Raw genomic sequence first — 14,810 nt, 5'->3', positions numbered from 1 at the left:
AAAGGCAGGAATCTTTATTTTTGCACACCTTACCAGAAACTTACACCATGAAATACCTCATCGTCGGTCTTGGCAATATTGGCCCCGAATACGAACTGACGCGGCACAATATCGGCTTCCTCACCCTGGACCGCTTGGCAGACCGGGAAGGCGCCGCGTGGAAAAGCAACCGCCTTGCCTTTACCGCCGAATTCAAACACAAGGGCCGGCAGATTCACTTGATCAAACCCACTACGTACATGAACCTCAGCGGGAAGGCGGTTAATTATTGGATGAAGGAATTGGGAATTCCCAAGGAAAACATCATGGTGATTGTGGACGATGTCGCACTGCCTTTTGGAAAGCTGCGCATGCGTGCCAAAGGTTCACCCGCCGGGCACAATGGCCTGAAGAATATTGAAGAACTGCTCGGTGGCCAGGATTATCCACGCTTGCGGTTTGGGATTGGGGATGATTTCCCTAAAGGACGGCAGGTTGAGTATGTTCTGGGACGATTTACCGCGAAGGAATTTGAAGAACTCCCGATTTTCATGGACAAAGCCATCGATATGTGCCTGAGCTTTTGCACCATCGGCATCCATATGACCATGACGCAGTTCAATGAGTGAGGGGACTTGGTAGTTGACAGTTATTGGTTATTGGTTATTGGGGTAAATAGTCCATAGACCATGGTTTTGGGTTGGTGTGTGGATAGACAATATTCCAGGGAAGGGATTGGGGTCAAGGGTCCGTATCCAAAAAATTCACCCAAGATTTCCCAAATCAAACTCCAGGGATTGAACTCTCGATACCCGACCTTAAATCCGAATTACGTTTCTTTCTCTTGCTTCTTGGTTCTTGCCTCTTGCTTCTTGCTTCTCGTCTCTCGCATCTCGTTTCTCCCATCAAAAATCAATTCCCCACATCCTTGCAATTCCAAGCCCTGATGCATTACTTTGCAGCACTTCAGGAAACTGATTTATAAAGAAGAGGCGAGAGAACAGGCTCGATGACCCTCTGGCAACCATTCAAAAACTATGAAAAGGTGCCAAAACCTGCCCATTTGGGAACTATAAATTGGAGATTATGACAAAGCTTTCTGTTCTTAGCCGACTTCGATCACTAGATTTTTTTAGGCTTGAGGCCTTTTTCCTGAGGATTACCCAAAGACTTTCCAATCCAAAACCCACCAAACATGGACTATCGTCTATGGACTATTGTCTATTTACCCCCAACCAATAATTACTCCCCACTCCAAACCTATGTCCCATTTCGAAACTGACGCCATACGGCTTTCCACTTCCAAATCCAACCAAAGGGAACATTCCGCCCCGATTTACCTTACCTCAAGCTTCACTTTCGAGTCAGCTGAGGAAGCCCGGCAAATGTTTTCGGAGGAGATCGAGGGAAATATCTATTCCCGCTACGCCAATCCCAACACTTCCGACTTGATCCAAAAAGTCTGTGCCGCAGAAGGGACCGAAGCCGGAATTGCTACAGCATCAGGGATGGCCGCGATGTTTGGAAGCATTGCCGCGCTCCTGCAGCAAGGCGACCATGTCTTGGCATCCAGATCGCTATTTGGATCTACCCACCAGCTATTGACGCGCGTGTTTCCAAAATGGGGCATTACCTCCACTTATGGGGACATTTCGGATATCCAAAACTGGGAAAGCCTCCTGAAGCCCAACACCAAGATGCTCTTTATCGAAACCCCTTCCAATCCCGGTTTGGAGATTATCGACCTTGAATGGGCAGGAAAATTCGCCGACACACATGGCTTGATCTTGGTGGTCGACAATTGCTTCGCCACGCCTTATCTGCAGCAACCCGCCAGCTGGGGCGCACATATCGTGACACATTCAGCTACCAAGTACATCGATGGACAGGGACGTGTCTTGGGCGGATTGATTTTGGGGAAAAAAGAACTGATCAAGGAAGTGGAGTTCTTTGCCAGACATACCGGCCCGGCCCTCTCCCCTTTCAATGCCTGGATGCTCGCCAAAAGCATGGAAACCCTGGCTGTCCGCATGGATCGGCATTGCAGCAATGCACTCCGGGTTGCCGAATACTTCGGGGGAAACAAACATTTGGATTTTGTGAAATACCCTTTCCTGCCTTCGCATCCACAGTTTAACCTGGCCAAAAAACAAATGAAGCAAGGAGGAGGCATCATTACGCTTTCCCTAAAAGGAGGTATCCAACGTGCCCAAAGGTTTATCGATTCCCTTCAGATGATTTCCATTACGCCCAATCTTGGCGACAGCCGCAGCATTGTGACGCATCCGGCTTCCACCACACACAGCAAACTTACCGTGGATGAGCGGCAACAGGTCGGGATTTCGGACGGCTTGGTGCGCCTCTCGGTAGGCCTTGAGCATGTGGACGACATTATCCAAGATCTGGAAAGGGCATTGGATTTATCGAAATAATGATCACTACTTTCAGTGCATGGTGTAGCGTTTCCAACGAGTAAGCCGTCATAAGAATGTAAATACAATACCTATGAAAACCTACCAAATTCTGATTGCGGCTTTGTTTGTCATCTTGGCGGCTTGCCAGCCTTCCGAGGACCTGAAGCCCATTGAACCAAATCTCCGTACCCTCTCGGCTGCAGAAGTCGAAATGTCCGATGCAAGCGGCAAGTTTGCCTTGGATCTTTTCCAGCAGCTTTACGACCCGGCGAAAACCAACCAATTCTTCAGCCCCTATAGCATCCATCAGGCACTTTCCATGACCATGAACGGCAATGAGGGCGATGTGCTGGAGGAATTTGTCGATGTACTGCGCTATGGAAACATCAGCCTCGATCAAGCAAACGCTGGCAGCAGAGATCTTCGCAAATTTTTACTGCAAGTAGATCCGAAAGTCAAATTGGCTATTGCCAATGCCATTTGGTACAAAAAAGAATACCAAGTGCAGGTTCCCTTCAAACAGACAGCACAGGATTATTATGATGCAGAGATCGCGGGATTGGACATGCTGGATCCACAGTCTGTCAACATCATCAACGATTGGATCGAAAAGCAAACCAACAACCTAATTCAGGATATGTTGGACAGAATTCCTGAAAATGCGGTCATGTACCTGGTGAACGCCATCTATTTCAAGGCAGACTGGAAATACCAATTTGAAGCAAAAAACACCAAGAATGAGCCATTTTTCCCTGCCCCCGGCCAAAGCATCCAAGTAGACATGATGGATCTTGGAAAAGCTTCCACGTTTAAGGTGGCTTTTGCCAATGGCTTCCAATACATAGAAATCCCCTACAGCACCGGCCAATACAGCATGGGAGTCCTCTACCATCCTCAAGGCAATATCAATGAGATCGCCCAGCTCGTAAACTGGGAAAACATCCAATCATGGCGCAGAAACAGCACCGAGACGAATCTGATCCTGAAAATGCCAAAATTCAAGCTTAGGCAGAAGATGGACAACATGAAGGACGATCTCATAGAAATGGGTTTGGTAAAGCCTTTCTCCTTTAGCAGGGAAAACTTCACCAAGCTGTTTTCCAATCCCACGGATGAACTGAAGATCAGCCGGGTCATCCATGATGCAATGATCGAAGTCGATGAAAAAGGCAGCGAAGCCGCTGCGGCCACCGTCGTGGAGGTTGTCGAGAAAACGTCCGCGGGACCACCGGTACCCCAGGTGCTGGTATTGGACAAGCCCTTCATCTTCTTTATCCAAGAAAAACACAGCGGTGCTATTCTTTTTATGGGCAAATTGGGGAATCCTTCGATAAATTAGTTTCGCCGGAAGTATGATCAGAATCCTGTTTCTTTTGCCATTCTTGATCCTAGCTTCTTGTTCCAATGAAAGAGAACTACCTGAGCCAACCTGTGAGGTTAGCTATTTGTATGCGATATCTGGGGAACCGACGTCACTGACACCTGTCACAGGTGTGTTATGGGTGGAGTTTTTGGATTCGGAGAATTTGGAAACCCAAATCCGATCTCTTTTTGATCGGTATGAGTTCTTAGACGAAAAATTGTTCCCTGTTGGAAATTTCTCAAATAGCGTTCCTTTTTGGCTAACGTCCAAAGAATGTGATGTTCTATATCAGTCATTGGAAATCCTGAATCAGGATGAATCCATTAACGCGGCTACTCCGAGTTTTAAGGCTGATAGAAATGGAATAAGTGGCCAATTCCCATGGACATTGGTCAACGGAATTTCGATCCATCCTAACAACGAAGGAGATATACCTGCAATCTTGGAATGGGCATCCGACAACGGATTGGATTGGGAGGCATCAACTTATTCGACTCAAAGATTTGTGGTCAAAGAGGTGAAAACCGGCTTTGAGCCTCTGGAAATAGCCATAAAGGCACAAAAAGACCTGAATGTCCGTTGGGCTGAGGCTGACTTTATTGTGCCAATCACGAGGTGGCGTTAGAGTTTTTTTCTTATTGATAATATTCATGATTTTTCCTTAAATCAGCCGGGTAATCTATGAGACCCTGATCGAGGCTGATGAAAAAGAAAGCGAAGCGGCTTCCGACAAGATCGTAAAAGTCATAAAAAGATCCCTGCAGGACCTACTACGCCAATGGTTTTGGTGTTGGACAATTTTGTAAATAAAAAACACAGCCGTGAAATCCTATTTTTGGGTAAATTGGGGAATCCAAACCAAGGACCACCTATGATAAAGGAAGACAATTGGAAGGAAGAACTTGAACTGTTGAGATCCATTTTGGCCCAAACCGAATTGGAAAAGACCATCAAGTGGGGCATTGAAGTCTACACCTACAAAGGGACCAATCTTGTAGGAATAGCACCCTTCAAATCCTATGTCGGACTGTGGTTTTACCAAGGCGTATTTTTGTCAGATCCCTTGGGAGTGCTCAACAATGCCCAAGAAGAAAAGACCAAAGCCATGCGGCAGTGGCGCTTTGCATCCAAGGAAGATATCAATCGAGATCGAGTCCTATCCTATCTACGTGAGACAATCGAAAATGAAAAGGCTGGCAAGAGGTGGGTGACGGAAAAGACCACCGAACTCGATCTACCAGAAATCCTCGACAAAGCCTTAGCGGAAAATCAAGATTTGCAGGAGGCCTTCGTAAATCTAAGCCTTTCCAAAAGAAAAGAATATGCAGTCTATATTGCTGAAGCCAAAAGGAGGGAAACCCAAATGAGTAGATTGGAGAAAATCACCCCAATGATCACGGCAGGAATCGGACTCAATGACAAATACAAACCTAAATAATCATGGCTGAAAACAAGACAAAAGAAACCTCCGCATCCGTGGAAGAGTTTATCGCTGCTTTGCCTTCCGCACAGCAGCAAGCCGACAGCAGGGAACTGTTGAAAATCTTCGAGAAAGCCAGCGGCTTCCCCCCAAAAATGTGGGGACCATCCATCATTGGATTCGGAAGCTATCATTACAAATATGCCTCAGGGCATGCAGGTGATGCACCTTTGGCGGGATTTTCTCCAAGAAAAGGGTCCATCAGCCTTTATATGTCCTGTGATGTCCATGGCCAACATGCGGACCTGCTCTCCAAACTTGGGAAACACAAAGCGGCAAAATCCTGCGTATACATCAATAAACTGGCCGATGCCGATCCTGAAATTATCGGACAGATGGTCAAAGCAAGTATCAAAGAAACCCTCGCCCTTTACCCCCAACCTTAATTTTCCTGACCGACCTTTAACAAGACCTTTTTTAAATTAGATATCAATATTTTGATGCGCTTGGATTTTGAGTAAATTTCTTTTCCAAAAATGAAACGACGCATCTCCCTGTTCTTCTTGACCATATCCGTGGCGCTCATGATGGGGCACAACCTCATCCCACATTGCCACCATGGACATATTGGGGAGGATTCCGGCACGACAGTCAAACATACCCGTGACCACCTTCATGCCCATGAAGGTCTTTTGGGTAGCATTTTCTCGACCGTCGCACACAACCACGCCGGAATGGTCTATTTCGACCATTTGGAAGTAGATGTAATGGTGGAGAAGAAGTCAGAAAAAAAAGCTTCTGTGGCTTTTTTCCACCAAACCTTGTTTTACGATTTTGTGGCCATACAAAGCCAAGATTGGGCACTTCCACCACCCGATATTCATTTTTCAATCAAACCCGATATTCGGGGCCTCCGTGCGCCTCCTGCGATGGGTTAAAAATTCCACACTCAGGACAGTGTTGCTATGCCTTCCAGTGTAGGCGGGATTTAATTACACACCGACATTTGATTTCAGATCAAGTTCCAAAAGCTGCATCGCGGTTTTCGATTTAAAAATTCCCTTATGGGCCGATTGTGGAAATGAACCACTCCGAAGGCCCCGGGGGGGGGGAATCGAAGGCACTTGTGGAACCAAAAAAAACATACAAAAATGAAAAATCCACTCTTTTATTTGATCGGCATTTTGTGTGGCCTGGCCTCCTGCCAATCCCCCAATGAGCATAGCCACGATGACGGGCATGATCATTCACACGAAGTCGCCTTGGATACAGAATCGATATCGCTCACAGCCTATTCCACCAACGCGGAGTTATTCGTCGACTTTCAACCCCTGATACAAAATCAAGAAAACACCCTTCACATCCACGTCTCCCTAATAGGAACCCGGTTCCTACCAGCCGAATCCGGCAGCGTTCGAGCAATTCTTTCAATCGATGGAAAAAAAATTGAGGGAAAAGCAGACAAGCCCTCCGAACCGGGAATATTTCATGTAGATATCCAACCTCAAGTTGCTGGAAATGGTATGTTGGAAATTCATTTTGAAGGAGAGATGGGAAAAGAAACTTTTGAACTTGGACAGGTCGAAGTCTTTTCCAGCAGGGCAACTGCCGAGCTGCGCAAAAAGGAATCGGCTTCAGGAACTGAAATCACCTACCTGAAGGACCAATCATGGGGGACGGAGTTCCTGTCCGTCCCAGCGGCTGAAGTCCCATTTCAGGAAATCATCAAAACCACGGGAACAATCCTCTCTGCGCCTGGCGACGAAACAGTGCTCACTGCCAAGTCGAGTGGAACGGTCTTATTTTCAGGAAACAAAACCATCATCGGATCGGCAATCTCCGCCGGGGACAAGCTGTTTACCATCGCTGCCTCCGACCTTACCCAATCCAATCCGGAAGTGATGTACTTGGAGGCTAAAGCTACCTATGAGGAAGCCAAGGCGGAGTTTGATCGGGCTCAAGCATTACTTCCCGACAAGATTATTTCGGAAAAGGACTATATGAGCGCAAAAACTGCTTTTGAGCATGCGCAAAACAACTTCAGAGTCATGGCGAAAAATTATTCTGAAGCGGGTCAAAGCATCGTGTCGCCAAGTACCGGATTTCTGAAAAACATCCTCGTATCCGAGGGACAATTTGTCCAGGCAGGTACGCCATTGGCACATATTTCAAAAAATAAAAAGCTGCTGCTTCAGGCACAGGTTTCCCAAAAATACTTCCAGAAACTCCCGGAAATCTCTGGCGCCAATTTCAAAATGGCCGGGCATCCTGAGGTGTTTAGTACAAAAAGCATGAACGGAAGGGTCGTTTCCTTTGGAAAAACCACTTCGGCTGCTTCCCCATTTGTACCGATCACCTTCGAAATCGACAACGTCGGCCAAATCATACCCGGCATTGTGGTGGAAGTTTTTCTCAAAACCGAGGCCAAAGAGAAATCCTTGGTGATTCCGCTTGAAGCATTGATGGAAGAGCAGGGTTTGTTTTTTGTGTTTGTCCAAACGGGCGGCGAAACCTTCGAAAAGCGCGAAGTTATCCTAGGCGGAACAGATGGACAAATGGTCGCGATTCGGAGAGGATTGAAGGCCGGAGAGCGTGTCGTAAGCAAGGGTGCCTACGCCATCAAATTGGCCAGTGCCTCGGGCGAACTTCCCGAACATGGCCATTCGCATTGATTTCATAAGGTTTTTTCACTCCAAACAGAAATCACATGCTGAACAATATCTTAAAATTTTCCCTAAATAACCGCCTCATCGTCTTGGTGGGTTTTGCGCTGTTGTCGCTATTCGGCACCTATGTCGCTTTCAATATGGATGTAGACGTACTTCCGGACTTGACTGCGCCGACAGTTGTCATTTTAACCGAAGCGCATGGGATGGCGCCCGAGGAAGTCGAGCGTCTTGTTTCTTTTCCGCTTGAAACGGCCGTCAACGGTGCAGCCAATGTGCGTCGGGTCAGAAGTGCTTCCACGACTGGATTCTCTGTGGTTTGGGTCGAGTTTGAATGGGATACGGATCCATTCCGTGCCCGACAGACAGTGAATGAAAAAATGGCAACGGTAGTTGACAGGCTTCCTTTGGGCGTGGGCACCCCCGTCATGGCTCCCCAATCATCCATCATGGGAGAAATCATGTTTGTCAGCATGACTGCAGACAGTACCTCCAACATGGACTTGCGGACAATCGCCGATTGGGTCATTCGTCCAAGACTGCTGTCGACTGGAGGCGTGGCCCAAGTAATCGTCTACGGAGGCGAATACAAGCAATACCAAATCCTTGCTGACCCACAAAAGATGCTGTACTACAAGGTCAGCTTGGATGAACTCGTCAAAGCGGGCACCGAAGCAAACGGCAATTCGGCCGGTGGATTTCTGTACAACTATGGCAACGAATACACGATCAAAGGGATCGGAAGAACCAATAGCGTCGAAGAAATCGGCCGCGCCATTATCAAAAAAACGGACGGACATGTGATCCGCATAGAAGACGTAGCCACGGTCCAGATAGGTGCGGCCCCCAAAATCGGTGACGCCTCCAACAATGGCCAATCCGCCGTGGTCCTTTCGATCTCCAAGCAGCCTGAAGTCAATACCCTGCAATTGACCCAGAAAATAGACCTTGCTTTGGAGGATGTGAAGAAAACCCTACCGCCAGATATACACATCAACACGAGGGTATTCAGGCAGGCTGACTTCATCAACAATTCCATCAGCAATATCCAAAAAGTGCTTTGGGAAGGAAGCGCATTCGTGGTCATTGTTTTGTTTCTATTTCTGATGAACTGGCGGGCGACCGCCATTTCGCTTCTTGCGATTCCTATTTCCCTGTTGGTGGCGATACTCACACTGAAGTGGCTTGGCTTCACCATCAATACCATGAGTCTTGGAGGGATGGCCATCGCCATAGGAGACTTGGTGGACGATGCTATTATTGACGTCGAAAACGTCTTTAAGAGGCTCAAGGAAAACGCCCAAAAGCCACTCTTGGAACAACGGGACAAACTGTCTGTCATTTTGGATGCTTCATTTGAAATCAGGCATTCCATCATCAATGCGACTTTCATCATCATTGTGGCGTTTATGCCCTTGTTTTTCCTTTCGGGCATGGAAGGAAGGCTGCTGATGCCCTTGGGAATCGCTTTTGTTGTTTCGCTTTTTGCTTCCTTGGTGATAGCGATCACGCTTACCCCCGTGCTCTGTTCCTACATGCTTTCGGGTGAAAAAAGGCTCCAAAACCAAGAAAAAGAGAGTTGGCTGGTCCGACACCTCCAAGACTTTTATGGACGGTTTCTGGAATGGTCACTTGGTTACAAGCAATATTTTATCGGAGCTGCCTTGATTGCCTTTTTCTTGGCCCTTGCGGCCTTTTCCCAATTGGGAAGAAGTTTCTTACCTGAATTCAACGAGGGATCCTTGACAATCACGGTAATTGCAAAACCTGGTCTTTCCCTCGAAGAAAGCAATCGTATCGGTACACGTGTGGAAAATGCTTTGCTGAGTATTCCCGAAATCTTTTCCACAACCCGGCGAACAGGCCGTGCCGAGTTGGACGAACATGCCCAAGGTGTAAATTCCTCAGAAATCGAAGTGCCCTATCACCTAGAGGAAAGGGAAAGGGATGAATTTATGGCGGAAGTCCGTGAAAAACTCGGTAAAATCAGCGAAGCCAATGTCATCATTGGGCAGCCAATTTCGCACCGGATCGACCACATGCTTTCGGGTACACGCGCCAATATCGCCATCAAGATATTTGGCTCAGACCTCAATCGCCTCTATACCATTTCCAACCAAATCAAAGCAGAAATCCAGCAGGTCCCGGGCTTGGTGGATTTGCATGTAGAGCCGCAGATCGAAATACCCCAAATCCAAATCAAAGCCAACCGTGAACTCCTCAGCCAACATGGCATCAGCATAGGCCAGTTCAACCGTGTCGTTGATGTCGGGATCGCTGGAGAAAAAGTCTCTGAAATCTACGAAGGAGCTCGGTCTTTTGACCTTGTCGTACGTTTTGATCCAGCTTATAGAAATTCCTTGGAGAACATTTCTGAGTCATTAATCGATACCGGTGACGGGGAAAAAATCCCGCTCTACTACGTATCCGATGTAGTCAGCCGCAGCGGCCCAAATACAATCAACCGAGAAAATGTCCAAAGGAAAACGGTCGTATCCGCAAACGTCACCGGTCGGGATCAAAAATCAGCAGTGGACGACATCCGCGATACGATCGAGGAAAAAATCAAACTTCCCGAGGGCTACCATATCGAATTGGGTGGACAGTTTGAAGCAGAGGAGGCAGCGAGTACGACCCTATTAGTCACGTCGATATTCGCCGTTTTGGTGATTTTCTTGATTCTATTTCAGGAATTCAAAAGACTCAACATCGCCGTCATCATTCTACTCAATTTGCCTTTGGCGCTGATTGGCGGGATTCTTTCGATTTATTTCACAAATGGAATCTTGAGTATCCCGGCCATTATTGGATTCATCACTTTGTTTGGCATTGCCACCAGAAATGGGATTTTACAGGTTTCGCGGTATGAGACCTTGCGTGAAGAAGGACTCGGATTGTATCAAACAGTAGTTACCGGTTCCAAAGACCGACTCAGTCCGATCCTGATGACGGCGATAACCACGGCTTTGGCATTGATTCCCCTGGCATTGGCGAGCGACCTACCTGGCAACGAAATCCAAAGCCCGATGGCAAAAGTCATCCTAGGAGGTCTTACCACTTCTACCCTACTCAATATCATCATCGTGCCGATGGTGTATTTGATCGCACACTCAGACAAGAAATCATCATGAAAAAGATATGCTTCCTTTTGACCGCTTTAGCCATTTGTTCTAGCGCACACGCTCAAGACATTGAATCTGTGTTGGCGTCAGTGGACGAGAACAATAAGACCCTTATCGCCGCGCAACAAAACCTGGAGGCCAAAAAAATGGCCTTCCGATCCTCGCAGCCCCTTTACAACCCCAATGTGGAATATGACTACATGAAGGGTTTTCCGGAGACAGCCGGTAACCAACAGGATTTGCTGGTGAATCAGGCATTTGACTTTCCAACATCCTACGGCATCCGAAGGAAATTGGCGGGCCAATTGGATGCCCAATATGAATTTGAGTACCTATCCACCCGACAGTCTGTCCTGCTGGAAGCCAAAACCACCTGCCTTGGGTTGATTTTTGCAAAAAAACTCGACCCCCGAATCCAGGAACGGAAAGCAATGACCGAACGCTTATTGGCGGATTTTGAGAAGAAACTACAAACTGGTGATGGCAATATCCTCGATGTGAACAAAGCCCGACTCCAATTGATCGAGATCAACAAGGAATACCAGATGAACCAGGCGCTAATCCGTCAGCTTGAGGAAAAACTTGAGGGATTAAACGGAGGAATCCCAATGCCTTTCATCCAAAAAGAATATGCAACCGCGGAAGTTTTGGGTAGCCTGGAGGATCTATTTGCTGAGATCCAAGCCATGGATCCGATGATGCAATTTTACATTCTCGGAAATAGCTCCGCAGAAAAACAGGTAGAGTTGACCAAATCCCTTGCATTGCCCAAATTGGAGGCCGGTTATCGGCAGCAGGCGATTTTGGGGCAGAGCTTTCAAGGCTTCCACATCGGTACCACGATCCCCCTGTGGGAAAATAAATACCAAGTGAGGCAAAGCCAACAGGAAAAGACCTTTTCGAGTCTCTTGCTACAGGATTACAAGAATGAGCGCTACTTCACGCTTCGTCAGCAATACGAAAAATTAGAGAAGCTAGGAATGACACTGGAAGAATACCAGTCCGTCCTCTCGGCCCTCAATGACATTGAGTACCTCAACAAGGCGCTTTCTGTGGGCCATATTTCCACGATCGAGTACTTCTTGGAAAGCAATTATTTCTATTCGGCCTTTACCAATTACCTAAAGACGGAGCACGAATACCACATTCTATTGGCTGAGATACTACGGCACCGACTTTAGAAGTAAGCTCCCAAAAGGAATGGCATTTAAACGGGCCAAACAGATATTGATAAATAGGAATGGACTGGCTGGAATATCCACCTACACCAAGAAAAGACGGTCATTAAGCTGAAACTTGCTGGTTCAATTTGCATCAGCCTCCCAAACTAATCTCCCTGCCTTCTTTTGCAAACTCAAAGGGTAATGAATGATGAAATTTTTTGGCCAGAACGGTGTGCAGTTCGTCCAACCGATCATCTGTGCGCCCAGGGTCGTGATGGGTGAGTATCAGCCGCTTCACATTTGCCAATTTGGAAAATTCCAGCGCATCTTCCATGCTGGAGTGGCCCCAACCTTTCTTTTTTGGGTATTCCTCGGCAGTATAATTTCCATCGTGCAGCAGAAGATCGACCTGATCAGCCAATTCAAAACCCGATATCCATTTAGGGTCATGTATTATTCCACTCTGGCCTAATGCGGGCTCGTGGTCGGGTATATAGGCCACGGACGCATTTTTTCCTGTTACCTTATACCCGACTGTAGGCCCTGTGTGGATCACATATCTTGAATCGATCAGAAATGGGCCGATCGAAAACTGGCTGTTGGAAATCTCATGTAGCGTCAACTCACATGGCAGATCACGTAGTAACACCGGGAATAGCGGCGGCGAAAGATACCTACTTAGACGCGCATGCAAGGTATCAGTCGAGGTAAATGGTGCCCAGAGATGCACCTCGATATCGGGTTCAAACAAAGGCTTGAAAAAACCCAGACCCTGGATATGGTCAAGATGAAGGTGCGTCAGTAAAATATCAATCCGACCAGAAATACCCAACGGCGGATGCACTTTTTGGATTCCCGTGCCGCCGTCAAGAATCAACATATGTCCATCTTCTTCTACTGTGACGCAGGAAGTATTACCACCATAGCGACTTGATTTTGGGTCGGTGGTGGGAATAGATCCGCGCGTTCCGTTGATACTGACTTTCATGAGTCTTTGTTTTCCCAAAAAATGGCTACCGCACCCAAGAATGCTCCTGTCCTTCCAATCACTGGGTATGAAGTCACAGAAATCTTCTCAGCCTCACCTTGAAGGCTCTCTATCCAAAACACTTTATGATGAGGAAGTTGATCATGGATTGTCTTCACCAAGGGAAGGTGTTCAGGTGGCAAAGGTCGCCCTTTTTCATCCAAGGGCTTGAATATCGTACCCCATTCGGACACTGGCATTTCCCCCGTGCTTTCGAATGAGGTTCCGAGAATTTTTTCTGCAGGCTCATTGTAAAAAATCAAATTGCCAACCGTGTCTGTAATAAAAACTGGAATCGACAAACAATCAGCTAACTGCCGATTGAGGATGATCTCGATGTCGTAGGAGGCCATGTTGGGTTGTGGTTGACTTACATAAATTTAGAGAAACATTTTTGAATAATCTTCTTTTGGAAAAGGATTGATTCCAGACTAACTCTATAAAGAGTTCTTGAGCAAGGCATATGACGTTAGCATAATAAAATCCGGGATAACCTGCCCGACTTCGTATCTGTCTCGTCACCAAAAAATCAGCTCTATTTTCCCGACAAGTAGCAAATCAAAAAAAGCAGCTATGTCTAGCTGCTTTCAAAAGTCGGGGTGACAGGATTTGAACCTGCGACCACACGCCCCCCAGACGTGTACGCTAACCGGACTGCGCCACACCCCGAAATTTATGTTAATATTTTACTCTTTGACCCGACGTTTACGCTAACCGTCCCGATAGCCATCGCGGATGCGCCACACCCCTAATTCGGGTTCGAAATTAGTATTTTCCGAAGGAAATGAAAATCCCAAAACCAAAAAATTGGCAATTGAATCAAGACAAAAACAGGATTGGGGCCTTGAAATTCCGAGCTCCCTACCAAAAATCAACCCACTGAATGATTTTGGTCAGGAAATATTGCTGGCTTTGCACGTAGCTTCGACATATGAATCCAAAAGAACCGATGCCATGAAAAAACGAGAACCTGTCAAGGAAATCATGACCAAGGAGGTCTTTTCCGTACAGGAAAACCAAAAACTATCCACAGTTTTAGAACTGTTTAGAAAACATAAAATCAGGCATTTGCCCGTACTCAACGGTAAAAAAATCAGTGGAATTATTAGCAGGACGGATATCAATCGGCTTACGTTTGGTGCCTTGTTTGAAAATCAGGAAGGTGCTGATGAGGCTGTGTTGGAAATTCTGAGCATACCGCAGGTCATGACTTCGAAACCGCGCGTCGTTCAACAGGATGATACCATCAAATCAGTCGCGGAGATTTTTGCCTCGGAGGAATTTCACGCCTTACCGGTTGTGGAGAATGAGGAGTTGAGGGGAATTGTGACTACTACGGATGTTATCCGCTACATGCTGGACCAATATTAGGAATTGTTATCCTCTACGTTGGTGGCTTCAATAGGTGCAATATGAATCAGCTCATGGCAATGTGAACAGAGTACAGCTTTTGGCTTGAATCTCCTTGCCTGTTTCAAAGCTTCCGCTGAGGTCACAAACGGCCCAAGATAACTTCTCTCCGCAAGTGAGGGTATTTTTGGGCAATTTCTCTCATGAATCTCAAACTCTCCGGTGGCCGTACTCTCTGACGAAAGGTAAAAGAACTTCATGTAATTAGATTTTTAAGCGATTCAAAACTAATTAATCCCAACATCA

General features: G+C 46.8%; 14 protein-coding genes, 1 tRNA gene and 1 riboswitch. Of the genes, 11 read left to right on the top strand and 4 right to left on the bottom strand.

All coding sequences use genetic code 11. The annotated features are described in order from the left end of the window. Positions 1–47 precede the first annotated feature (47 nt). The 10 genes from pth (at position 48) to C943_RS17975 (ending at position 12,145) form a co-directional block, all read left to right on the top strand. Positions 48–608, top strand: a complete 561-nt coding sequence (gene pth, locus C943_RS18020) for an aminoacyl-tRNA hydrolase (RefSeq protein ID WP_008630750.1) — start codon at positions 48–50, stop codon at positions 606–608. A gap of 347 nt (positions 609–955) precedes the next feature. Continuing rightward, positions 956–1,058: riboswitch (SAM riboswitch) on the top strand. Between the two features lie 183 nt (positions 1,059–1,241). After that, the gene (locus C943_RS18015) at positions 1,242–2,411 is read left to right on the top strand and encodes a trans-sulfuration enzyme family protein (RefSeq protein ID WP_008630741.1); all 1,170 of its coding nucleotides are present in this window, start codon (positions 1,242–1,244) and stop codon (positions 2,409–2,411) included. A gap of 73 nt (positions 2,412–2,484) precedes the next feature. Then, the gene (locus tag C943_RS18010) at positions 2,485–3,732 is read left to right on the top strand and encodes a serpin family protein (RefSeq protein ID WP_008630738.1); all 1,248 of its coding nucleotides are present in this window, start codon (positions 2,485–2,487) and stop codon (positions 3,730–3,732) included. Positions 3,733–3,745: 13 nt separating this feature from the next. Further along, positions 3,746–4,381: a hypothetical protein gene (locus tag C943_RS18005; RefSeq protein WP_040481243.1), complete on the top strand. Its 636-nt coding sequence runs from the start codon at positions 3,746–3,748 to the stop codon at positions 4,379–4,381. 246 nt (positions 4,382–4,627) lie between these two features. Further along, positions 4,628–5,194: a YdeI/OmpD-associated family protein gene (locus C943_RS18000; RefSeq protein WP_040481302.1), complete on the top strand. Its 567-nt coding sequence runs from the start codon at positions 4,628–4,630 to the stop codon at positions 5,192–5,194. Between the two features lie 2 nt (positions 5,195–5,196). Then, a complete protein-coding gene (locus C943_RS17995; protein ID WP_008630733.1) occupies positions 5,197–5,622 on the top strand; it encodes a DUF1801 domain-containing protein in 426 nt (141 codons plus the stop codon). Positions 5,623–5,712: 90 nt separating this feature from the next. Next, positions 5,713–6,114 carry a hypothetical protein gene (locus C943_RS17990; protein WP_040481242.1) on the top strand — a complete coding sequence of 134 codons (402 nt, stop codon included), beginning with the start codon at positions 5,713–5,715 and terminating at the stop codon, positions 6,112–6,114. A gap of 213 nt (positions 6,115–6,327) precedes the next feature. Beyond that, complete coding sequence (locus C943_RS17985) at positions 6,328–7,848, top strand: efflux RND transporter periplasmic adaptor subunit (protein WP_040481240.1); 1,521 nt, start codon at positions 6,328–6,330, stop codon at positions 7,846–7,848. Between the two features lie 35 nt (positions 7,849–7,883). Beyond that, entirely contained in the window at positions 7,884–10,973 is a 3,090-nt protein-coding gene (locus C943_RS17980; protein ID WP_008630714.1) for an efflux RND transporter permease subunit, read from the top strand. Continuing rightward, the gene (locus tag C943_RS17975) at positions 10,970–12,145 is read left to right on the top strand and encodes a TolC family protein (protein ID WP_040481237.1); all 1,176 of its coding nucleotides are present in this window, start codon (positions 10,970–10,972) and stop codon (positions 12,143–12,145) included. Before C943_RS17980 ends, C943_RS17975 begins: the two co-directional genes overlap by 4 nt. A 133-nt stretch (positions 12,146–12,278) precedes the next feature. Here the strand turns inward: C943_RS17975 and C943_RS17970 are convergent, their stop codons facing one another. The 3 genes from C943_RS17970 to C943_RS17960 form a co-directional block, all read right to left on the bottom strand. Further along, on the bottom strand, positions 12,279–13,115 hold the full coding sequence (locus C943_RS17970; protein ID WP_008630704.1) for an MBL fold metallo-hydrolase: 837 nt from the start codon (positions 13,113–13,115) through the stop codon (positions 12,279–12,281). Further along, positions 13,112–13,507 (bottom strand): PAS domain-containing protein, encoded by a 396-nt coding sequence (locus C943_RS17965; protein WP_008630702.1) that lies wholly within the window; start codon positions 13,505–13,507, stop codon positions 13,112–13,114. Before C943_RS17965 ends, C943_RS17970 begins: the two co-directional genes overlap by 4 nt. A 241-nt stretch (positions 13,508–13,748) precedes the next feature. Further along, a tRNA-Pro gene (locus C943_RS17960) sits at positions 13,749–13,823 on the bottom strand. Positions 13,824–14,108: 285 nt separating this feature from the next. Here C943_RS17960 and C943_RS17955 point away from each other — a divergent pair. Further along, entirely contained in the window at positions 14,109–14,525 is a 417-nt protein-coding gene (locus C943_RS17955; protein ID WP_040481300.1) for a CBS domain-containing protein, read from the top strand. Here C943_RS17955 and C943_RS17950 read toward each other — a convergent pair. Next, positions 14,522–14,764 carry a hypothetical protein gene (locus C943_RS17950; protein ID WP_008630692.1) on the bottom strand — a complete coding sequence of 81 codons (243 nt, stop codon included), beginning with the start codon at positions 14,762–14,764 and terminating at the stop codon, positions 14,522–14,524. The two genes, C943_RS17955 and C943_RS17950, sit on opposite strands and share 4 nt — an antisense overlap. Positions 14,765–14,810: the final 46 nt, after the last annotated feature.

It is taken from the genome of Mariniradius saccharolyticus AK6, from assembly GCF_000330725.2.
Lineage (GTDB): Bacteria > Bacteroidota > Bacteroidia > Cytophagales > Cyclobacteriaceae > Mariniradius > Mariniradius saccharolyticus.
Note: the sequence above shows the minus strand (reverse complement) of the source record. Positions and strands in the feature narration are given on the sequence as shown.

Excerpts from the sequence above, each read along its gene's own strand:
- pth (WP_008630750.1), top strand. The coding sequence starts at position 48 with ATGAAATACCTCATCGTCGGTCTTGGCAATATTGGCCCCGAATACGAA.
- C943_RS18015 (WP_008630741.1), top strand. The coding sequence starts at position 1,242 with ATGTCCCATTTCGAAACTGACGCCATACGGCTTTCCACTTCCAAATCC.
- C943_RS18010 (WP_008630738.1), top strand. The coding sequence starts at position 2,485 with ATGAAAACCTACCAAATTCTGATTGCGGCTTTGTTTGTCATCTTGGCG.
- C943_RS18005 (WP_040481243.1), top strand. The coding sequence starts at position 3,746 with ATGATCAGAATCCTGTTTCTTTTGCCATTCTTGATCCTAGCTTCTTGT.
- C943_RS18000 (WP_040481302.1), top strand. The coding sequence starts at position 4,628 with ATGATAAAGGAAGACAATTGGAAGGAAGAACTTGAACTGTTGAGATCC.
- C943_RS17995 (WP_008630733.1), top strand. The coding sequence starts at position 5,197 with ATGGCTGAAAACAAGACAAAAGAAACCTCCGCATCCGTGGAAGAGTTT.
- C943_RS17990 (WP_040481242.1), top strand. The coding sequence starts at position 5,713 with ATGAAACGACGCATCTCCCTGTTCTTCTTGACCATATCCGTGGCGCTC.
- C943_RS17985 (WP_040481240.1), top strand. The coding sequence starts at position 6,328 with ATGAAAAATCCACTCTTTTATTTGATCGGCATTTTGTGTGGCCTGGCC.
- C943_RS17980 (WP_008630714.1), top strand. The coding sequence starts at position 7,884 with ATGCTGAACAATATCTTAAAATTTTCCCTAAATAACCGCCTCATCGTC.
- C943_RS17975 (WP_040481237.1), top strand. The coding sequence starts at position 10,970 with ATGAAAAAGATATGCTTCCTTTTGACCGCTTTAGCCATTTGTTCTAGC.
- C943_RS17970 (WP_008630704.1), bottom strand. The coding sequence starts at position 13,115 with ATGAAAGTCAGTATCAACGGAACGCGCGGATCTATTCCCACCACCGAC.
- C943_RS17965 (WP_008630702.1), bottom strand. The coding sequence starts at position 13,507 with ATGGCCTCCTACGACATCGAGATCATCCTCAATCGGCAGTTAGCTGAT.
- C943_RS17955 (WP_040481300.1), top strand. The coding sequence starts at position 14,109 with ATGAAAAAACGAGAACCTGTCAAGGAAATCATGACCAAGGAGGTCTTT.
- C943_RS17950 (WP_008630692.1), bottom strand. The coding sequence starts at position 14,764 with ATGAAGTTCTTTTACCTTTCGTCAGAGAGTACGGCCACCGGAGAGTTT.